General features: G+C 52.5%; 16 protein-coding genes and 3 tRNA genes. 9 read left to right on the top strand and 10 right to left on the bottom strand.

Annotated elements, in window-relative coordinates; translation table 11 throughout:
- Positions 1–95: 95 nt before the first annotated feature.
- The 3 genes from AAAH10_RS09045 to AAAH10_RS09035 all read right to left on the bottom strand — a co-directional run bounded on the left by AAAH10_RS09045 (position 96) and on the right by AAAH10_RS09035 (position 5,917).
- The gene (locus tag AAAH10_RS09045) at positions 96–1,364 is read right to left on the bottom strand and encodes an imelysin family protein (protein ID WP_343562714.1); all 1,269 of its coding nucleotides are present in this window, start codon (positions 1,362–1,364) and stop codon (positions 96–98) included.
- Positions 1,365–1,483: 119 nt separating this feature from the next.
- On the bottom strand, positions 1,484–4,063 hold the full coding sequence (locus tag AAAH10_RS09040; RefSeq protein ID WP_343562713.1) for an AMP-binding protein: 2,580 nt from the start codon (positions 4,061–4,063) through the stop codon (positions 1,484–1,486).
- Between the two features lie 189 nt (positions 4,064–4,252).
- Positions 4,253–5,917 (bottom strand): dipeptide ABC transporter ATP-binding protein, encoded by a 1,665-nt coding sequence (locus AAAH10_RS09035; RefSeq protein WP_343562711.1) that lies wholly within the window; start codon positions 5,915–5,917, stop codon positions 4,253–4,255.
- A gap of 405 nt (positions 5,918–6,322) precedes the next feature.
- Between AAAH10_RS09035 and AAAH10_RS09030 the strand changes: the two genes are divergently transcribed.
- Positions 6,323–7,912, top strand: coding sequence for a peptide chain release factor 3 (locus tag AAAH10_RS09030; protein ID WP_343562709.1), 1,590 nt, complete (start codon positions 6,323–6,325; stop codon positions 7,910–7,912).
- Positions 7,913–7,978: 66 nt separating this feature from the next.
- Here AAAH10_RS09030 and AAAH10_RS09025 read toward each other — a convergent pair whose 3' ends face one another.
- From AAAH10_RS09025 to AAAH10_RS09010, 4 genes are all read right to left on the bottom strand, one after another.
- Positions 7,979–8,287, bottom strand: coding sequence for a DUF1330 domain-containing protein (locus tag AAAH10_RS09025; protein ID WP_343562707.1), 309 nt, complete (start codon positions 8,285–8,287; stop codon positions 7,979–7,981).
- An 85-nt stretch (positions 8,288–8,372) separates the two neighbouring features.
- Positions 8,373–8,448, bottom strand: a tRNA-Asn gene (locus tag AAAH10_RS09020).
- A gap of 155 nt (positions 8,449–8,603) precedes the next feature.
- Positions 8,604–8,679: transfer RNA gene (locus AAAH10_RS09015), tRNA-Asn, on the bottom strand.
- 30 nt (positions 8,680–8,709) lie between these two features.
- Positions 8,710–8,783 (bottom strand) — tRNA-Cys (locus AAAH10_RS09010).
- Positions 8,784–9,081: 298 nt separating this feature from the next.
- Between AAAH10_RS09010 and AAAH10_RS09005 the strand changes: the two genes are divergently transcribed.
- The 8 genes from AAAH10_RS09005 to AAAH10_RS08970 all read left to right on the top strand — a co-directional run bounded on the left by AAAH10_RS09005 (position 9,082) and on the right by AAAH10_RS08970 (position 18,523).
- Positions 9,082–9,753, top strand: a complete 672-nt coding sequence (locus AAAH10_RS09005) for a protein-L-isoaspartate O-methyltransferase family protein (protein WP_343562705.1) — start codon at positions 9,082–9,084, stop codon at positions 9,751–9,753.
- 81 nt (positions 9,754–9,834) lie between these two features.
- Positions 9,835–11,244 carry a TolC family outer membrane protein gene (locus tag AAAH10_RS09000; protein ID WP_343562703.1) on the top strand — a complete coding sequence of 470 codons (1,410 nt, stop codon included), beginning with the start codon at positions 9,835–9,837 and terminating at the stop codon, positions 11,242–11,244.
- Between the two features lie 125 nt (positions 11,245–11,369).
- A complete protein-coding gene (locus tag AAAH10_RS08995) occupies positions 11,370–12,125 on the top strand; it encodes a DUF2497 domain-containing protein (protein WP_343562701.1) in 756 nt (251 codons plus the stop codon).
- A gap of 220 nt (positions 12,126–12,345) precedes the next feature.
- On the top strand, positions 12,346–15,009 hold the full coding sequence (locus tag AAAH10_RS08990; protein WP_343562699.1) for a valine--tRNA ligase: 2,664 nt from the start codon (positions 12,346–12,348) through the stop codon (positions 15,007–15,009).
- Between the two features lie 505 nt (positions 15,010–15,514).
- The gene (locus AAAH10_RS08985) at positions 15,515–15,922 is read left to right on the top strand and encodes a ketosteroid isomerase-related protein (protein WP_343562697.1); all 408 of its coding nucleotides are present in this window, start codon (positions 15,515–15,517) and stop codon (positions 15,920–15,922) included.
- A gap of 38 nt (positions 15,923–15,960) precedes the next feature.
- The gene (locus AAAH10_RS08980; RefSeq protein WP_343562695.1) at positions 15,961–16,593 is read left to right on the top strand and encodes a GNAT family N-acetyltransferase; all 633 of its coding nucleotides are present in this window, start codon (positions 15,961–15,963) and stop codon (positions 16,591–16,593) included.
- A 13-nt stretch (positions 16,594–16,606) separates the two neighbouring features.
- Entirely contained in the window at positions 16,607–17,494 is an 888-nt protein-coding gene (locus AAAH10_RS08975) for a carbon-nitrogen hydrolase family protein (RefSeq protein WP_343562693.1), read from the top strand.
- Positions 17,495–17,530: 36 nt separating this feature from the next.
- Complete coding sequence (locus AAAH10_RS08970; protein WP_343562691.1) at positions 17,531–18,523, top strand: LysR substrate-binding domain-containing protein; 993 nt, start codon at positions 17,531–17,533, stop codon at positions 18,521–18,523.
- A 29-nt stretch (positions 18,524–18,552) separates the two neighbouring features.
- On the opposite strand, the gene AAAH10_RS08965 is transcribed toward AAAH10_RS08970, so the two are convergent.
- The 3 genes from AAAH10_RS08965 to trpC are packed head-to-tail and all read right to left on the bottom strand — an operon-like array spanning position 18,553 to position 21,099.
- Positions 18,553–19,779, bottom strand: coding sequence for a molybdopterin molybdotransferase MoeA (locus tag AAAH10_RS08965; protein WP_343562689.1), 1,227 nt, complete (start codon positions 19,777–19,779; stop codon positions 18,553–18,555).
- A 19-nt stretch (positions 19,780–19,798) separates the two neighbouring features.
- On the bottom strand, positions 19,799–20,281 hold the full coding sequence (gene moaC, locus AAAH10_RS08960) for a cyclic pyranopterin monophosphate synthase MoaC (protein WP_343562687.1): 483 nt from the start codon (positions 20,279–20,281) through the stop codon (positions 19,799–19,801).
- Between the two features lie 23 nt (positions 20,282–20,304).
- The gene (trpC, locus tag AAAH10_RS08955; protein ID WP_343562685.1) at positions 20,305–21,099 is read right to left on the bottom strand and encodes an indole-3-glycerol phosphate synthase TrpC; all 795 of its coding nucleotides are present in this window, start codon (positions 21,097–21,099) and stop codon (positions 20,305–20,307) included.
- Positions 21,100–21,122 lie beyond the last annotated feature (23 nt).

Below are 21,122 nucleotides of genomic sequence, written 5' to 3'. Positions count from 1 at the left end.
GGTATTGTTTTCTTTTGTTTTAAACGGGAAAGGGCAGGCCACAAGAGCGGCCTGCCACTTATCATTCAGAGCCCGAAATCAGGCAATGATTCAGATCACTGAACTGCAGAAGGGTTGTCCAGGCTGTCAGAGCCTTCGAACTCGATTGCATCCAGTTTCAGCGCAGATGTGGCGCGCTCGATCCCCTTGGTTTGAACCAGCAGGGCATCGATGGCAGCTTGAACAGCCGCATTGCCTTCTGTGTTGCCTTCGCCAATCAACTGGTCATAGGACTGACCTTTTTTCTCTGCAAAGTCGACCAGAACCTGCATCTTGGACATGGTGTCATCCAGTGCACCGCCAAGCTCGGAGGCTTCTGCCTTAGGCAGCAGGTCTTTCAGGCCCGGGCCGGAGACGACAGAGCCATCAACACGTGTGTAGGAACCGGCAAACACGTTCTGGATGCCTTTTGCATCATAGAAGTGAGAGTAGTGTGTGTTGTCAGAGAAGCAATCGTGCTCTTCTTCCGGATCGTTCAGCAACAGGCCGAGTTTCATGCGCTCACCTGCCAGTTCACCGTAGGACAGACTACCCATACCGGTCAGCATGGTGATCAGGCCGCCGTTCTCGCCTTCCTCGTCAAGGGCTTTGGAGGCAGAACCGTTTGCAGTCCACTGCTCTGTCATCCACTGCAGGTCGTCGATCAGAAGATCTGTTGCTGTCAGCAGGTAGTGGTTACGGCGTTCACAGGAACCACCGGTGCAGTTGTTGACATCAAAGTCTGTGTAGGGACGATCACCTGCGCCAGCACCGTTACCGTTGGTGTCCTGGCCCCACAGCAGGAATTCAATGGCGTGGTAACCTGTTGCAACGTTGGCTTCCACATCGTCAACTTCATGAAGGGTTTCTGCCAGCAGTTCCTTGGAGATCACGGAGGCGTTGATTGTCTCGCCACCCAGCTGGAATACAGGGTTCGCAATCACATTCGCACGGAACAGAGCATTTTCATCAGACTCTTCGCCGTAATAGCCGCCGTCTACATAGTCGATCAGGCCTTCGTCCAGCGGCCAGGCGTTGACCTTGCCTTCCCAGTCATCAACGATCGCATTGCCGAAGCGGTATACTTCTGTTTGCTGGTATGGAGCGCGGGACTCAACCCATGCCGTGCGCGCAGCAGCCAGTGTTTCCTCTGAAGGGTTTGCAACCAGTGCCTCAACAGCCTTTTGCAGTGCCTTTGCAGTGATCAGGGAGTCTTCGTAACCAGCGTGCGCAATCTTCTTGTATGTTTCCAGAACAGCGGCCTTGTCAGCAGCAACAGCCTGTGAGCCGAAAGATACAGAAAGAGCGATCAGGCTGGATGCAGCCAGAAGAGTTTTGCTTTTCATAACACGATCCAAAATGTGACTAAGAATAGTTCGCAATATTCATGAGGCAGTTGAGACCTGTTGTCAATGAGAATTATTCTTAGGAAATCCTGAGTTTTTCAGTCGGAATTGGAGCTTTTTCAGCGCAGGGTTTTGACCTTCATTCGCAGCTGTTCAAAGCTGAAGGAGCCTTTTGCAAGCTTCAGCAGAATGCCCTGCAGATACCATGCAGCAAAACCGCACAGAACACCGATCAGAATGGACAGGGGGATGAAAAGTTCCGGGAACTGTTCCTTGCCCAGCCATTCAGGGAAGTGTTTTGGAATGATACGGTGGAAGAGGTAAATGTGATAACCGGCTGCAGCAACAGACAAAACGGCTGTCGCCACGACCTTGTGCACTTTCGCTCTGGGAAGGAAGAGCAGGGCGACGATGACCACAATCTGCAGGCTGTATTTGACCCATCCCGGTGTCATGTTTCCGCCAAAGTAGGCCGCTGCCGGAAAGGCAATCAGGCCAAGAACCAGCAGGGTCAGTTTTTGTCGGGTTGTTTTTGCGAAGCAGATCGCCCAGCCAAATCCCACCAGATAGAAGTTCCAGGGAAGGGTGAAGATCTGGCGGCCGCTGAAATCCCATGTTTCTGCCAGACCAAAGCGGAGCAGAAGCCCCAGTCCAATCAGTGCCAGCGCGAATTCGAAGGAATTGTTTTTGGCGTAGTCCCGAACGGAACTGATGCACAGCAGCAGATAGATCAGCAGAACAGACTGAACATAAAGCTCTACAAACCAGTAAAGGAATGGCAGCATCTCCCGGTCCAGCGGGTGGACAAGACCCAGATTGCCAACAAGCAGTGCCGAGGCCCATGGGAACTGTTCATAACCGATTGTATAGCCCATCAGAACAAGACTGTAGGGAAAGAGCACAAGGGGAATACCATTGAGCAGCCGTCCGGGATTGCCGTTCACAACAGCATCCCAGTGGAAACGTGCCAGCCCCAGACCAATCAGGACTGTCATGGCTGCAGCACCGCCCGGAATGGGCCAGTGCGTGGCGTGGTGGACGACGACCAGCAGGATGGAGATGGCCCGGATCAGCAGATCAGTGCCAATGGTCAGATAGCTTTTGGAGCCAGCTCTGGTGTTCCCGAGAGCGGTAATGCTTTGTTCTTCCCACTTGTCAGGCAGGGTGCCCAGAAGTTTTTCCAGAGCGATCGAAAGCTCTACAAATCTGAGTGAATCACCACCCAGGGAGACAAAGCTGTCATCCGGTTTGACGGTTTTTGGAGCAAAGATGTCACTGTAGAGCTGTTGAACCGAAGAAGGAGATGTCTGTCTTGCAGAGGAGAAAAGGCTTTTTGCCTTTTCGTAATCGACCTTGCCTGATGCGAGCAGTGGAAGGTTTTCGTTATAGAGGACTTCAATGGCCAAGTTCGGGAGTTTTGTGATATCTGCGACCAGTTTCCGGACATGCTCATCCTCGTAGGAGGAGCAATGCAGGACCGAGAGTTTGCTGTCATTGCCTGTGACGATGGCCTCAATATCATGCCCGGCAAGGGCGGCCTCAACACTGTCATGCCCTATGCGTAGACCGGAGATCTTGGAGATGCGTTTCAGGCGTCCGACAATTTTATAGAACCCCCTGTCATCCCGCGTGGCCAGGTCTCCTGTTCGGAGCTCGTCTGTTTCCTGTCCTTTGGAGAGATCATTTCGATCAAGGGCATAGCCCATCATGACATTGGGGCCACTGTAAACCAGTTCGCCGGTTTCACCTGCTTTTGTGATTTCCCTGCCGTCTTCATTCAGTAGTTTCAGAGTGCCACCCGGGATCGCCTGCCCAATTGTGTCTGCGTGGTGGACGGCGTCTTCGGGGGGCAGATAGGCAATGCGGGCGGTTGCTTCTGTTTGCCCGTACATGGCAAAGAACTCTCCACCGCTTTTGCGCAGGAAATGGGTGTACTGCGTGATGGTTTCCGGAGATGCCCGCCCTCCTGCAACCGTCATGAAGCGCAGGGAAGGGATTTCATGTGATCTGAAGTCGGTTTCCTCCAGCAGCCGGAAACTGTGGGGAACACCCGAAATATTGGTGCACTGATTGTCAGCAACTGTCCGGGCAAATCCTGCCTCCAGCACCGAGCCATCCGGAATGTAAAGACTTGCACCGGCTTTCAGGTGTGAGTGGAGAACAGACAGTCCATAGCTGTAATGCAAGGGCAGGATCAGTGCTGATCTGTCGTGCTCTGTCAGGTTCAGATAGTCAATGATGGCCTGTGCATTGGATTCAACATTTTGCCGGGAAAGACGAACAACCTTACTGACACCGGTGCTCCCCGAGGTCGGGAGCAGAAGGCAAAGATCAGGGTGCAGTTCACAGGGAACTACAGAATGAGATTGCCGGATTTCAGGCAGACCGTTTTGAAAGCAAACACTGATGTCCGGTGCAAAATCCCGCTCGAAGGCCTTCAGCGCCTGCGCGTCATTCGGGGGAAGCATTGCCATCACGTGACCGGATTCAATTCCCGCCAGATACGCAAAAATGCTTTCCGCGTTTCGTTCTGCAGCGAGGGCGATGAGTTTGCGTTCCTGGCCAAATTGTTCTTGCCAGTATGCTGTTTTCTCCTTCAGGTCCTGCCAGGTGATCCGGTTGCCTGTGCCCGGAATCAGGACCGGTGTTGCTGGGTTGGTTCGGTCTGATTTTGGCAGGATTACGTTCAACTCATTCATTGCCTTGCCCTGTGAAGAGATATTGCAGGTCGATTGTATTGATAATCAATCGCAGGAAATAGCCTGAAGTCAGGGGCCTGATCAAGACAACATTTGCGAATCCCTCACAGAAAAAGGGGCCATCACCAGCCCCCTTTCTCCATATTGTTCTGTTGCCGGGATTTTTGCCCGGACAAGACCCGACAGACCTTATTGCATGTTGGCTGCAATGGCTTCCGCTTCCTGCGGCGTCAGGCGGGGAGGGTGCCATCCCTTGCCGGGTGCGGCGTCCAGAAGCTTTCTGGTATAGGGATGCTGAGGATTGTTGAAGACTTCATCTGCCGTTCCCAGTTCAACCATCTGTCCGCGTTCCATAACCGTGATGTAATCAGAAATCTGTGCAGCAACGCGGAGGTCATGCGTGATGAAGATAATGGAAACCTGCAGGCGCTTCTGCAGGTCGTTCATCAGGCGCAGAACCTGCTTCTGAACGGAAAGATCCAGCGCAGAGACAGATTCATCGGCAATGACAACTTCCGGTTCCATGGCCAGAGCCCTTGCAATGCCGATACGCTGGCGTTGACCTCCGGAGAAATTGCGCGGTTTGCGATGATAGGCTTCGGGTTTCAGGCCAACAAGCTCCAGAAGCTCTCTGGCCTTTGCCTTGGCCTTGGCGTTGGTCATGCCTGCAAGCTCGGCTGCTCTTGCAATCATGGAGCCGACGGAATGGCTCGGGTTCAGTGAACCGTAGGGGTCCTGAAAAATCATCTGAATATGTTTTCTGGCCTGATCCAGATTTTTTCCACGGAGGGCGAGAAAGTCTTCATCATTGATAAAGATGGCACCGCTGTTGGGTTCGACGAGCCGTATCAGGGCCTTTGCCAGGGTGGATTTTCCGGACCCGCTTTCCCCCACGACCCCGAGGGTTTCACCCGGACGGAGCACAAAGCTCGCTTCTCTGAGAGCATGAACCTTGCTGGCTCCGTATCCGTAGGTTTTGTGCAGGGATTCTGCTCTGACAACGGGAGGGTCTGTTCGTTGTTCATCAGGCGTGCGGGTGGTTTCAAGCAGAGGCATCGCATCGACAAGGAGCTTGGTGTAATCTTCCTTTGGGTGAAGCAGGATGTCCTCTTTGCTTCCCTGTTCGATGACCTGTCCCTTGTACATCACCGCCACGCGGTCTGCGACCTCGGCAACGACACCAAAATCGTGCGTGATGAAAATTGTGGCGTTGTCGTAAACTTCCTTGAGCTCGTTGATCAGCAAAAGGATTTCATTCTGCGTTGTGACATCCAGCGCTGTGGTCGGTTCATCAGCAATCAGGATATCCGGTTTGCAGGCCAGTGCCATGGCAATGACGACACGCTGGCTTTGTCCGCCGGAAACCTGGTGAGGATAGCTTTCGTAAATACGTTCGGGAGACGGCAGTTTCATTTGCTCGAAAAGCTTTATTGTTTCTGCTTTTCGGCCCTTTTTGTCGATGTCCGGTCTGTGAAGCTCAAAGACCTCATCAACCTGGGCGCCGATCTTTATCGAAGGGTTCAGGGCGGCCATGGGCTCCTGATAAATCATGGAGATTCTGGCACCGCGCATGTCATTCAGCTCTTCATCAGTGAATTTCAGCACATCCTTGCCATCGAACAGAACCTCACCTGACGCAATATTCAGTCGGGGAGGAACATCGTTCATGATGGCACTGGTCATAACGGATTTGCCGGACCCGCTTTCTCCTACAATGCAAAGGACTTCGCCCTTTTCAAGCCGGAGATTGACGTTTTCAACGGCAAAAGGTCTGTCGCTTCCCCTGGGCAGCTCAATCGACAGATCCTTGATGTCCAGAATGGTCCGGTCATCATTTGATTCAGCACGAGACATAAAAACTCCCTCTCAATTTGATAGCTTTTGTTTTTTTATTCTTTGAGTTTTCACCCGCTTTTTGACGTGCGGGCTCCTGAAAGCACACAGTCAAAAGAGAATGAGAATCTTTCTCAATTAAAGAGAGGAGAGATGTAAAAGTCAAATATGGGAAAAGAAAAAGTTTTTTTCTTTTGGGAAGCAAGGAGTTGCGAGCTTTCTTTCCGCAGATGAGACTTCTGTTTTCCTGCTTCGGTGGGCTGGAAAGACCGGGAGAAGAACAGAAAGCAGCAGAATGCGCGATTGTTCTTGACTGTTCGGGGGCTCTGCTGTTGTTTCTGCTCAATCCGTTTTTCACGAGAAGAACGTTCAAGCGATAACAAAAGTGTACACAGCCCACGTACATGATGCCGAGATTTGAGCCTTATGACATCCCAAGTTGCCACTGAAGCCGCCAATCGTAGAACCTTCGCGATTATTTCTCACCCGGATGCCGGTAAGACCACCCTGACCGAGAAACTTCTTTTGCTGGGTGGAGCCATTCGCATGGCGGGGCAGGTCAAGGCCAAGGGTGAAAACCGGCGCGCGCATTCGGACTGGATGAAGATTGAGCAGGCCCGCGGTATTTCTGTCACGACATCTGTCATGACCTTCGAATACGGCGGTGCGATTTTCAACCTGCTTGACACACCGGGTCACGAAGACTTCTCGGAAGACACCTATCGCACGCTGACAGCTGTTGATTCGGCGATCATGGTGATTGATGCCGCCAAGGGTATCGAGGCGCAAACCCGGAAGCTTTTCGAGGTTTGCCGTTTGCGCGACGTTCCGATTATCACCTTTGTCAACAAGATGGATCGTGAAGGTCGCGATCCCTTTGAAATCATGGACGAGGTCGCCGAAGCTCTGGCTTTGGACACTGTTCCGATGATGTGGCCGGCCGGAGGAGGGGGGACCTTCAAGGGCTGTTACAGCATGAAGGACAAAAGCTTTATCAGCTTCGATGGTTCTGACAGCTATGGTGAGCCGATCCCTGCAGAGCTGGATGACGAGAAGATTACGGCTCTGCTCGGTGAGGAACAGCACACGGAACTGATGGAGGGAGCCGAACTGGCGCAGGGGGCCTGTCTTGAGTTTGATCTGCAAAGTTACCGGGATGGTCACATGACACCGGTTTTCTTCGGGTCTGCCTTGAAGTCCTTTGGTGTGCAGCAATTGCTGGAAGGGGTCCTGGATTTCGCCCCGTCTCCGCGTCCGCAACCGGCTGAACCGCGTGAAATTCAGCCGGAGGAGGAAAAGGTCACCGGATTTGTCTTCAAGGTGCAGGCCAATATGGATCCGAAGCACCGGGACAGGATCGCGTTCATGCGTCTGTGTTCCGGCAAGTTCAAACGGAACATGCGACTGACTCAGATGAGTTCGGGCAAAAGCATGTCCATCCACAATCCGATCATGTTCTTTGCACAGTCGAGAGATCTCGCGGAAGAAGCCTGGCCGGGTGACATTATCGGCATTCCGAACCACGGGACCCTGCGTGTCGGGGACACTCTGACAGAGAGTGAGAAAATTCACTTCACGGGTATCCCGAACTTTGCTCCTGAAATTCTTCAACGGGTCCGTCTGGACGATCCTCTGAAGGCAAAGCATTTGCAAAAGGCTCTGGAGAGCCTGGCCGAGGAAGGGGTGACCCAGGTGTTCCGCCCTCAGCTTGGAGCAGGCTGGATTGTCGGGGTTGTGGGACGTCTGCAGCTTGACGTTCTCCTGACCCGTATCGAGCACGAATATGGCATCAAGGTTGGCTTTGAGGCTTCACCCTTTGTGACAGCGCGCTGGGTGGATGGTGATGATCCCGCAGAGGTGAGACGTTTTCTGGATCGCAACAAGTCGTCCCTTGCAGAAGACCGCGACGGTTGTCCGGTCTATATGGCGAGAAACATGTGGGATGTGAACCGCATTCAGGAAGATTTCCCGAAACTGCGCTTTACGGCAACACGCGAACGGGCTTTCGTGGTTTGATTGCCCTGCTGCAACTGAATTTGAAAAGGCTCCGGCTGTGTATCTGCCGGAGCCTTTTTTGTGGCCTCAGGAGGGCTGACGCTGATACTGGGCCAGTCTGGTAGCGGCACCGACAGAAGAATCGAAAAACTCTTTTTTTACCGCAAGATAGTTCGAATCTGAGAAAAAGGCTTTCTGGGCATCCTCATCGGGAAAGTGGAGTGTGAAAACCCGATTGATATCGGTGTCTGTTTCACTCCTGAGGACTTCGGAGACGCGAAAGTCATACCCGAAATCCCCGCCGTATTCGTGCAGAAGCGGTTTCATGGCCGCACGGTAGGCTGCATAGCGTTCTTCGTTGATAACATTCAGTCCCACCAGTATTTCAAACACCATCTGTTTCCCTTGAAGAAGTGAAAGAGACTATACAGTGGTTTGAAAAACAAAAAACCTCAAGCCTTTCGACTTGAGGTTTTGATGTTGGCTCCGCGAGCAGGGCTCGAACCTGCGACCCAATGATTAACAGTCATTTGCTCTACCAACTGAGCTATCGCGGATCAGTGTTTGCCAGCGTTTCCCGCCGACAAGGGGCTTATAGCAATCTGCTTTGTGCCCTGCAAGAGGTAAAATTCAAAAAAAACAAACAAATTTGTCATGCAACATCAAAAAAAGAAAAAGCTCAAGCTTTTGATAAGCCTGAGCTTTTTCTGATTGGCTCCGCGAGCAGGGCTCGAACCTGCGACCCAATGATTAACAGTCATTTGCTCTACCAACTGAGCTATCGCGGATCAGTGTGTTTTCAGGCTGTAAACCTGAAGTGGAGGCCCGAGCCGGAATCGAACCGACGTACAAGGATTTGCAATCCTCTGCATCACCACTCTGCCATCGGGCCACCGGGCAGGAAAGCGATCCTGATTATCAAGCATTGCAACGCTTGCTTCAAGGCCAATTCCCTTGTGGTGGAGCAGGATATAAAGGGCGAAGAGTCATCGGTCAAGCATGATTTATCCACGAATCATCTTTTTTTTAAAACCAGCATCTTGAGCAATTTTGAAAGGGCTTGTTTACCTCTTGTTTCCCTTTTTTGCGATATTTGGATTTCGGGTTGAATCAGAACTGGAAAGCTCGGGGACACTTGGTTATGATCCGATCCAAATATCAATAACGATCCGGTCAAGAGAGTTGCTTTCATGAAAGATTACACTCAATCCCGCCTCAATATGGTCAATTGCCACCTGCGTACAAACAAGCTGATTCACCAGGGGCTGATTGACGCTTTTTCCCAGGTGGCGCGTGAGGCCTTTGTTCCAGAGGAAAGCAGGAATATTGCCTATGTTGATGAGGACCTGGCTCTTGGAAACGGACGTTTTCTGATGGACCCAATGGTTCTTGCGAGAATGTTGCAGGCACTTGATCCGCAGGCAGAGCAGACGGCTCTGATCGTTGGTGGTAATGCGGGGTACAGTGCAGCCGTTCTGGCAAACCTGATCAGCACCGTTGTTGTTCTGGACAGTGATGAAGGTCTTGTCGAGACAATGACAAGGCACTTTGATGAACAGGCGGTAAACAATGCTGTTGCTGTTCAGGGTGATCTCAAGGCCGGCTATGAAAAGCAGGGGCCTTATGATCTCATTGTTTTTGATGGTGCAGTTGATGATGTTCCGGAGAGCTACTCCGCACAGCTGGCTGAAAATGGCCGCATGATTGCTGTTGTTATGGATCAGTCCACAAAGGGCAAACAGCAGCTCGGTCGTGTGTGCCTGTTTGAAAAGCTCTCGGGAACTGTCAACGTCAAGGTTCTTTTCGATGCAAATATTCCACTTTTGCCGGGTTTCAAAAAAGAAGAATCTTTCACCTTTTAATCTGTCATAATCGTCACATCTTAAGGCAGGGACTTTGAAACTGCCCGTGATGATTTAAAACCAACTCGCATGGAAAAAAGAATGACGAAACTCAAACACGCTTCCAGGAAAACAGCTATTCACCGCTTATGGCTGAACTCTGTCGCCGTCTTGGCACTAACCGGTTCAGTCGGTTTTCTTGGCTCCTCGTCTTCCCATGCAGAAAGCTTGCAGGAAGCGCTGGTCAGCACCTACAACACGAATCCGACGCTTCTGGCTGCGCGCGATGCGCTGAGAGCCGTTGACGAACAGGTGCCGCAAGCGCTTTCCAACTATCGTCCTGACCTCAGCGGAACGACCTCTGCAGGGCTTCAGAGAAGCCGAACCCGGACTTCGACAAACGGGGATACAACCCAGAACACCCAGCCTCTCTCTGTTGCGCTGAACATCAGTCAGTCCCTCTATCGCGGTGGGCGGACCGAGGCACAGGTTGAACAGGCGGAAAATACAGTGCTGGCACAACGGGCAACACTGCGCTCTGTCGAGCAGTCTGTTTTTCAGAGTGCTGTCAGCGCCTATGCGGATGTCTGGCGTGACGAAGCCGTTCTGCGCCTGAACATCAGCAACGAACGTGTTCTTGCCCGCCAGCTGGAAGCTGTCCAGGACCGTTTCGAAGTCGGTGAGCTGACACGAACAGACGTGGCCCAGGCGGAATCCCGTCTGGCTCAGGCTGTTGCGACGCGTGTTGCTGCCGAAGGTGACCTGAAGTCATCTGCGGCGACCTATGAACAGATTATCGGCATGCCTTACACTGTTGTGGAGCAGCCGTTTCCGTTCGGACAACTCCCCGGAAATCTGGAAGGGCTGCTCAACGAGGCGGATTCAAACAACCCGGGTGTTGTGGCTGCACGTTTTACAGAGCAGGCTGCCCGCGACACGATCCGCCTTGTAAAGGGGGAGCTTTATCCGGAGGTCTCTTTGAACGGATCCGTTGCCTACAACGATGAACAATCGTCCCGCGATACCGATGTGACATCGGGTGCGGTTACTGCCCAGGTGACGATCCCTCTTTATCAGCAGGGTGTTGTCTACAGCCGGGTACGCGAAGCGAAGCATACTGCAAACCAGCGGCTGATTGAGGTTCGGGAGCAGGAACTGGCGGTTCGTGAGTCTGCCATTTCATCCTGGGAACAGCTGGTGAGCACACGTGCCCAGCTTCAGTCCCTGCAAACAGCTGTTTCAGCGGCTGAGGTTGCTCTTGAGGGGGTGCGTCAGGAGGAAGAGGTCGGTCAGAGAACGATTCTTGATGTCCTTGATGCTGAACAGGAGTTGCTGGATGCGAGCGTCGATCTGGTCGTGGCTCAGCGTGACGAAGTTGTGGCAACTTACAATGTTCTTGCGGCCAGCGGAAAGCTCAGTGCTGACTTTATCGGCCTGAATGCTGACCTTTATGATCCGTCTCAGAATTACAACGCTGTCCGTGATCGCTGGTTCGGAACAGACATTCAATAAAAAAGAGTGCAAAGTTGCTTCTGTTTCAATACTATGAACGCAGTTTAATCTGTAGGCGAGCTCTTCCTTAAGGTAGAGCTTGTCATATATTGCAGCGTCTAATCTGTTTTTAGGGTCCATTTTTAATGAGTGAAGAACAAACTCAGGGTGAACCGTCAATGGAAGAAATCCTGGCGTCCATTCGCCGGATTATTTCAGATGATGAGGCTGATGAACAACAGAACCCTGCGGAGAATTCTATGGATGCACAGGCCGTTCCTCAGGAAGAAAATGAAGAAGATGATATTCTCGAGCTGACCGACAAGGTTGAGCCGGAAATGGAAGCTCCTGAAGAGGCTGAACCTGAACCGGAGGTCGAGGCTGAACCGGAAATGGAAGCCCAGTCTGCTGAAGAATCGGAAGAGCTGGACGGCGGCGATGCCTTTGATGCGCTTGCCGATGCCATGGAAACGGAAGTCGCTGATGACACATCTGACGAAGAGGGTGTTGAACTCGCTTTTGATGATGGTGACAGTGAAAGTGATGACGGGGATGAGGACGACTTCACGTTCGAAGAGTCTGTTTCAGAAACGGAAATGCCCCTGGTTGCTGCAGAAACAGATGCTGTGTTTGAAGCAGACGAACCTGCTGAAACCAAAGGGCCAAGCATGCTGGCGGATGTCACTCAGGAAGTGACAGCATCCGCTTTGTCGGAAATTGCCAAGGCTGCTGTAGCGCAGCGCTCGCTTGCGATTGGCAGCGGCAAGACAATCGAGGATCTTGTCCGTGAAGCCCTTGTTCCGGAGCTGAAAGCCTGGCTGGATGTTCGTCTGGCTCCAATGGTTGAAAAGATCGTGCGCGAGGAAATTCGCAAAATGGTCCGGCGTGCCGAGGATCTCTGAAGAACAGGAAATACACCTTTATCAGAAGGCCGGAACTTGTTCCGGCCTTTTGCCTTTTCTGGAGACTTTTGGATATTTGGGAACTTTTCTGACGATAAAATCTCAAGCCCTCTTTTCTTCATACCGTCAACCTGCTAGCTAAGGTCAATCTGCCCTGTGTTCGAAGAGCGTTCACAGTTTTTGCATCAATGGATTGATCAGGATAAAAAAGGACCCGGCAATGCTGGACAAAACCTTTAACCCGGCTGAAATCGAAGCCAAGCATTATACACAGTGGGAACAGTCAGGGGCCTTTTCTGCCGACCCAGGCTCTGATTCCCTGCCTTATACAATCATGATGCCGCCGCCGAATGTGACAGGCAACCTCCACATGGGGCATGCTCTGACCTTTACCCTGCAGGACCTGCTGATCCGTTTCAAGCGCATGAAGGGTTTTGATGCCCTCTGGCAGCCGGGTACGGACCACGCGGGTATTGCAACGCAAATGGTTGTCGAGCGTCAGCTGGCTGAAAAGGGTATTTCCCGACACGATCTTGGCCGGGAAAAATTCCTGGATGCTGTCTGGGACTGGAAGGCTGAATCCGGCGGCAATATTGTCAAGCAGCTCCGTCACCTTGGCGCATCTGCCGATTGGCCACGTGAGCGCTTTACAATGGACGAGGGGCTTTCCGAGGCCGTGCGTTCCGTGTTCGTACGACTTTACAAGGATGGCCTGATCTACAAGGACAAGCGTCTGGTCAACTGGGACCCGAAGCTGCTCACGGCGATTTCCGATCTGGAAGTGCAGCAAAAGGAGCTCAACGGCAAGCTCTGGCATTTCCGCTATCCGATTGACGGGGAAGAGGGACGCTACATTGTTGTGGCGACAACACGTCCGGAAACAATGCTGGGCGATACCGGTGTTGCCGTTCACCCTGAAGACGAGCGCTATCAGGATCTGATTGGCAAGAATGTCAAACTGCCGATTGTTGGTCGTCTTATTCCGATTGTCGGGGATGAATACGCGGATCCTGAAACGGGTTCCGGTGCTGTGAAGATCACACCGGCTCACGATTTCAATGACTTTGAAGTCGGACGTCGCGCCGGGCTTGAGATGATCAACGTCTTTGATAAATTCGCTCACATCAATGAAAACGGGCCTGCCGAATATCAGGGCATGGAACGTTTTGATGCGCGCAAAAGGATTGTTGCGGAATTCGAGGCTCTTGGTCTTCTCGAGAAGATTGAAGATCACGTACACATGGTCCCCCACGGGGACCGTTCGGGTGTGCCGATTGAGCCATGGTTGACAGACCAGTGGTATGTTGATGCCGAAACACTGGCCAAACCGGCTTTGGAAGCGGTGGAAACAGGCAAGACAGAGTTTGTCCCTAAACAGTGGGAGAACACCTATTACGACTGGATGCGCAACATTCAGCCGTGGTGTGTTTCCCGACAGCTTTGGTGGGGCCACCAAATTCCGGCCTGGTATGGGCCTGATGGCGAGATTTTCGTCGAGGAGAGTGAAGAGGCTGCACAGAAGGCCGCTGCAGCACACTATGGCAGGGATGGTGTTGAACTGAACCGTGATCCGGATGTTCTGGACACCTGGTTCTCTTCTGCACTGTGGCCTTTCTCGACACTGGGCTGGCGTGGTCCGGGCGATGAAATTCCCGAGCTGGATCGCTACTATCCCGGCGATGTGCTGGTGACAGGCTTTGACATTATCTTCTTCTGGGTGGCCCGGATGATGATGATGAGCCTCTACTTCATGAAGGAAATTCCTTTCAAGACTGTCTACATTCACGCTCTGGTGCGTGATGAGAACGGTCAGAAGATGTCCAAATCCAAGGGCAATGTGATTGATCCGCTGGAAATCATCGAGGAATACAGCTGTGATGCCCTGCGCTTTACCCTTGCTGCCATGGCGGCACAGGGGCGTGATATCAAGCTGGCAACCTCACGCGTTGAGGGCTACCGGAACTTCGGAACCAAACTCTGGAATGCGGCTCGCTATTGCGAGATGAACGGAGCCGAGTTCGATCGGGCCTTTGATCCGCTGTCCTGTAATCTGAAGGTCAACAAATGGATCGTTGGCAAGGTTGCCAAGGCGACGCAGGAAATTGAAACAGCGCTTGAAGGCTATCGTTTCAACGATGCAGCCAATGCTGTTTACCGTTTCGTCTGGAATGATTTCTGTGACTGGTATCTTGAGTTTTCCAAGCCGATCCTCGGCAGTGAAGATGCCGGAGCAATTGAGGAAACCCGCAAGACCATTGCCTGGGTTCTGATGCAGATCCTGCATTTACTGCATCCGTTCATGCCTTATATCACCGAAGAACTCTGGGAGAACTTTGGCGGAAAGGATGCCGGTTTGCTGATTTCTTCAGGCTGGCCGACCTTTACCGATGCGCATATCGATGCGCAGGCCGATGCAGATATGGACTGGGTGATCCGGCTGATTTCCGACGTCCGTGCCGTTCGTGCGGAGATGAACACGCCTCCGTCAGTCAAGGCTCCCCTGTATCTGAGTGACGGGAATGACGAAATTCGTCGCCGCATGAGCGAAAACACTGATCTGATCAGCCGTCTGGCCCGTCTGTCCTCTCTTGAAGAGCTGTCCGGTGAAATGCCAAAGGGTGCCATTCAGGTCGTTGTCGAGGAAACAACCTTTGTGATGCCACTGGGTGACCTGATTGATGTCGGGCAGGAAAAGGCGCGTCTCAACAAGGAGATGGAAAAGACCCTGGTCGAGATTGAAAAGATCAACAAGAAACTGGCCAATGAAAGCTTTGTCTCCAAGGCACCAGAGCATGTTGTGAAGGAGCAGCATGATCGCAAGGCTGATTTTGAAGGCACCAAGGCCAAGCTGGAAGAAGCTCTGGCACGGCTGGCTGATCTGTAGGACTTGCCCGGTGATTTGAACAAAAAGGCCTCTGCTTCAAGTGGAGGCCTTTTTTGCGTGTCAGCAGGTCTTGGCAAGGACATTTGCATCCCGCGGACTTTTAAACAGGCGTGTTGTTTTGGAAAATCAGGGAGTTGATGCAGAAAACCGGCACAGGCAGCAAAGGGACAGATATTTTGATCTTGTCTGTTCGAGAGATGCCGGGGATCGCTCTGATCTGCATAGAGGTGAAACTGCGGTTTGCCGACTTGTCGGGGAAGGGGCGTCAGAGAGCAAAGCATTGTGTTTTGAATAACGGGATCGCGGAACACATTTCGGTATCCGAGTATCTCTGATTTGGTGATCGACATCGTCAGCGCAGGAGCGTTGAATCCGCAGTGCCCACTCTTTGGACCGTGCCCTTCTTTTTGGCGAAACAGATTGAAAACTGTCGTTTTTTTCTGTTCATACAACTTCTTTTTTTGCAAAGATCGCTTCAATAGCAAACGAGGGAGAGCCTTTCACCATGTCTCAAAACAGCAAAGCCGTTATTCAGGCCTACTATGATGCCTTTCATGCTGCGGATGTTGAACAGTTTCTGTCACTGCTGACAGATGATGTGGCCCATGACATCAATCAGGGAGAACGCCAGATCGGCAAGGAGGCTTTCAGAAGCTTTCTTGAGCATATGAACCGCTGTTATCGTGAAACGCTGACTGATATGGTCATTATGATGTCGGAAGACGGGACACGCGGTGCGTCCGAGTTTGTTGTGAATGGTGAGTACCTGACGACAGACGAAGGATTGCCGGAAGCCACGGGACAGAAATATGTTCTGCCGGCAGGCGCTTTTTTTGAAGTCAGGGACGGCAAGGTTGCCCGGATCAGCAATTACTACAATCTGGAAGACTGGATTGCCCAGGTCTCCAAATAAAACAGGGGTACAGCAGCAACAGTGTCAGGGAGGACGAAATGACGCTTGAAACAGGACTGGTGCCACCGAGTGAACGTGGCGGTTTGACCTTCAAACCTCTGACCGGAGAGGCACTGCTGGATTATTTGCCGGATCTTGCGCGTCTTCGAATGGAGGTTTTCCGCTCCTTTCCCTATCTCTATGAAGGTGATCCCGCCTATGAGGAAAACTACCTTCAGACCTATGCACAAACCCGGGATGCTGTTGTCGTCTGTGCCTTTGATGGCGATCGTGTGGTCGGGGCTTCAACAGCCTTGCCTCTGGAGCAGGAAGAGGAAAATTTCCAGAAGCCTTTCCGCGATCTGGGGATTGATCCTCGTGATGTTTTCTATTTCGGTGAATCCGTTCTGGAAGCTGCCTATCGCGGGCGTGGTGCCGGAGTGGCTTTTTTCGAGCATCGTGAAGCCCACGCGAGGAGCTTCAACCGCTTCAGGGCAGCCGCTTTTTGCGGTGTGATCAGGCCGGATGATCATCCTCTGAAGCCGGAAGGCTACAAGCCGTTGGACAGCTTCTGGACCAATCGCGGATTCAAAAGACTGGAAGGGGCTGTGGCTCAATACTCCTGGCAGGATATCGATCAGGACGAGGAAACCGGAAAACCTCTCCAGTTCTGGATCAAGTCACTGCTGTAAGGGACCTGATAAAATGTCTTCTCTGAAGCTTGCTGCGGCACAGTACCCCATTATTGAGCATCAATCCTGGGATGGTTACTGCGCACATATTGAAAAATGGGTACTGGAGGCGCAGGGAGGTGGAGCAAATCTCCTGCTGTTTCCGGAATATGGAGCGATGGATATCACTGCGCTTATGGGCAATGATCTTCGACAGGACCTGTCAGGTCAAATCGAAGCGTTGCAGGATTTTCTGCCGGATTTCCTCAGGTTGTTTTCCGGGCTGGCCCAACAGCAGGCCCTGTGGATCGTTGCTCCTTCCATTCCTGTCCGGGTTGGATCGGAGTACAGAAACCGCGCTTATGTTTTTGGTCCGCAAGGGCAGCAGGACTATCAGGAAAAACTGGTGATGACCCGGTTTGAACGGGAAGTCTGGAACATTGCAGGTGGAACAGAACCCAGGGTTTTTGAAACAGCGTTCGGGACCTTCGGGATCAATATTTGCTATGATGTTGAATTCCCGCTGATTGCAAGGTCACAGATTGAAGCCGGCGCCAGTCTTATTCTGGCGCCGAGCTGTACAGATACGCTTGCGGGCTATTACCGGGTGCGTCTGGGGGCGCAGGCACGGGCTCTGGAAAACCAGTGTTTCGTGGTTCAGTCTCCGACTGTTGGCGAGGCCCTGTGGTCTCCGGCTGTTGACGAGAATCGCGGCGCGGCCGGTATCTATTCGCCGCCGGATTACGGGTTGCCGGATGACGGTGTCGTCCTGAGCGGGGAGCTGGACAGGGCCTGCTGGATTCATGCGGATCTGGACCTGAAGGAAAGCGCCAGAATTCGCCGGGAAGGACAGGTCTTCAATCATCGGGATTGGCAGGACCAGTCCAGACTTGATAGAGTTCAGGCAGTTGTATTGAAATAGGTGCAGGTTACTCTGCCTTTTTGAAAGGGTCTGGCTGTGAAAATAAACCGTCGCACCTTGCCATTGAATTCCCTGCGGGCTTTTGAAGCAACAGGACATCATCTGAGCTTTACGCGAGCCGCCGACAGTCTCTCTGTGACGCAGAGCGCTGTGAGCCGTCACGTGATCAATCTGGAAGACTTGCTGGGCATCAGGCTTTTTGAGCGCAAGCACCACCAGCTTGAACTGACCGAGCAGGGCCGTGCCCTGTTGCCTGTTGTCACACAGGCCTTTGACAGTCTCGAGAAAAAGATGAGTGACATTGTTGTCGGGGATGGTCTTGGGGCCTTGCGACTGGCCATGCCGCCAACCTTTGCAGAGCGCATCGGGATCGGCCTGATCAGCGAGTTCGAAACCGCATACGAAGATACAAACCTTTCTCTTAACTCATTGAGAGATGCTGTTGATCTTAAAAAGGAAAATCTTGATCTGGCTCTGGTTTACACAGCCCCGAAAGTCAGTGAATATGTGATGGATCTGTTGTGGCTGGAAAAGATTACACCGCTTTGCAAGCCGGATGTCTGGGCTGCTTTCGAAGGGGACAGCTTTGAGGATTTCCTTTTGCAAAACAACCTGCTGCACATCAAGGTTGACGGGCTGCCCTATCTGACCTGGAGCAACTGGCTACGTGACAAGGGGTACAATCGCACAGACCCCCAGAGCGGTCAGATTTTTGATACGGCAAGCCTTGCGACACAGTATGCGCTCAAGCAGGGCGGTATTGTGATCACAGATCCGCATCTTTTTCAGAGGGAACTGGAGAGCGGAGAACTGGTTGCTCCGCTGGAGGATCGCCATCCGAGTGGTTACGGCTATTATCTGCTTTCCCGCCCGGAAGATCTGGAAAGCAGCTCGGTGCAGAATTTCCGCCGCTGGATCATTTCCGAGTCCGACACGATTTCCTCGATGCGCAATTCCCTTGAAGAGATGGCCTATCAGGCTGAAACCGTTGCGACCCTGAGGGAGCGCGTGACGAAAAGCTCTTTGTAGCAGTTTTTTGGGTAGCAGCTTTTTGGTTGTTAGCGGTCGAGACGAATAATTCTGACACTGTCGCCCGGTTTCATGACGGGGGACAGGGCAGGTCTGATGATCAGTGCTGTTGCCTTCTGAAGAGTTGAAAGCATGCCGCTGTCCTGCTTTGAGTAGGGTGTGACCAGAAGAGTACCGGTTTCAGAAAAGCTCAGTTCGGCACGCATGTATTCCATACGCTGATCATTTTCAGGAATGACGCTTCCCAGAATGGCACTGTCGTAGGCCAGTGAAGGATTGGAAAGACCGGAAAGACACTGCAGGGCAAGTTTCAGCATTGTGTGGGCACCGACAATGGCGGACACCGGGTTGCCGGGTAGAGCAAGAACGGGAATTCCCCGACGTTTTGCAAAGATTACGGGCTTGCCCGGACGAACGGCAAGTTTGCTGAAGTAAACCCTGGTTTCTTCTTCCTCGGCCAGCAGTCTGCGCACAAGATCAAAGTCACCCACGGAAGCGCCACCTGTCGTGACAATCAGGTCAAACTGGGCAAGCTGGGACAGCACCTTGTCTTTCAGGTCGTCTTCGTTGTCACGTGCGATCCCGAGGAAAACAGGATCACACTCCTGATTTTTGACAAAACCGGTCAGGGCAATGGTGTTGCTGCTGATGATCTGGTTGTCAGCCATGGGCTCGCCGGGCAAGACAACTTCATCGCCTGTTGCCAGAATGCCGATACGCGGACGGCGACGAACGGAAAGCCAGCTGTATCCCATCGCAGCTGCCAGTGCCAGATCGCGATCGTTCAGGCGCTTTCCGGCCCTGATGCCAATATCTCCGGCAGAAAAATCCAGCCCGGCTGGCCGGACGAAACGACCGGGGTTTTCACTTTGAAGGACCCGGACAGTGGTTTCTGACGGTTTTTCAGTGTTTTCCTGAATAACAATGGTGTCGGCGCCTTCGGGCAAAGGGGCGCCTGTGAAAATACGGCAGGCTTTGCCTTGCGGAAGGGAACGGGGAAGAGCACCACCTGCCTGTGCAACTTCAACGACATCCAGATCAACCGGAACAGTTTTTATGGAGTTTGAATGCACAGCATAGCCATCCATCGCAGAAACAGCCCGTTTGGGATGTGTCAGGCGGGCAACAACGTCCCCGGACAGCACGCGGCCCTGCGCTTCAACCAGCGGAATGTCTTCCGAGCCAACTGCGGAGAGCTCCTTCAGGAGAATGTCGAAAGCCTCTTCCTGCGGGAGCAGGGGGGATGCGTGTTTCATGTTCTGATCTCCGCCTTTTTCAGCTGGCTGTAAAGTGACCTGATTTTCCGCCCTTTTTCTCAAGCAGGCGCACATCCGTTATGACCATGCCCTTATCGACAGCCTTGCACATGTCGTAGACTGTAAGGGCGGCAACTGAAACGGCAGTGAGCGCTTCCATCTCGACGCCTGTTTGCCCCTTGAGCTTGCAGGTCGCTGTAATCTCAACAGCTTTTTCTGTTTCAGACAGCTGTAGATGAACCTTGACAGAAGTCAGCATCAGGGGATGACAAAGGGGGATGAGATCAGGGGTCCGTTTGGCCCCCATGATTCCGGCCAGTCTGGCAACAGAGAGAACATCGCCTTTCCTGAAACCACCTTCACGGATCAGACGATAGGTTTCATCGGAGACGACAACGCGTCCTGCGGCTGTTGCCGAGCGCTCTGTTTCGGCCTTGTCAGAAACATCCACCATGACGGCATGACCATCCTGGTCAAAATGCGTGAAGTTTTTTTCTGACATGGCAATACTCCGATTTCGGGTCTCTACTGGGCAAGCAGTTCTTTTGTTGCTTTTTCAACATCATCGTTGCGCATGAGTGATTCGCCAATGAGGAAAGTCGTCGCACCAACCCTGGACATGCGCAGAAGGTCTTCCGGTGTGAAGAGGCCGCTCTCGGCAACCAGCAGACGATCCGAAGGAACACGTTCGGCCAGTTCCTCTGTTGTTTTCAGGGTCACGTCCAGCGTTTTGAGGTTGCGGTTGTTGATCCCGAGCAGAGGCGACTTCAGATGCCTGAGGGCGCGATCCAGCTCCTCGCCATCGTGAATTTCAATAAGGACATCCATGTCCAGCTCAAAGGCCTGCTGTTCAAAATCACGGGCCTGCTGGTCATCCAGGGCGGCCATGATCAGCAGAATACAGTCGGCTCCAAGGGCACGGGCTTCTGTAATCTGGTAGGGATCAACCATGAAGTCCTTGCGCAGTGCGGGCAGAGAGACAGCCGCACGTGCTTCTTTCAGATAATCGTCATGGCCCTGAAAATAGGGAACATCTGTCAGGACAGACATACAGGCTGCGCCGCCGTTTTCATAGGATCTGGCCAACTCCGCCGGGTTGAAGTCCGCACGAATGAGACCTTTGGACGGAGACGCTTTCTTGATCTCGGCGATCAATCCGTAGCGGCCAGCATCTTTTTTGGCCTGAAGAGCCTTGTAAAAGCCGCGTGCCGGAGATTGCTCCTTTGCAAGATATTCCAGCCTGGACAAGGCAACACGGCCTTTGCACTCTGCTACATGATTGCGTTTGTCATTGCAGATTTTGGTGAGAACATCACTCACGATTGTCTTTCCTGTCTTTTGAA

Origin of the sequence: Carbonatibacter coralli (assembly GCF_039592655.1) — a bacterium.
GTDB classification, from domain to species: Bacteria; Pseudomonadota; Alphaproteobacteria; order Kiloniellales; family Kiloniellaceae; genus Carbonatibacter; species Carbonatibacter coralli.
The sequence above is the reverse complement of the archived record's forward strand: the minus strand, read 5'-3'. Positions and strand labels throughout refer to the sequence as shown.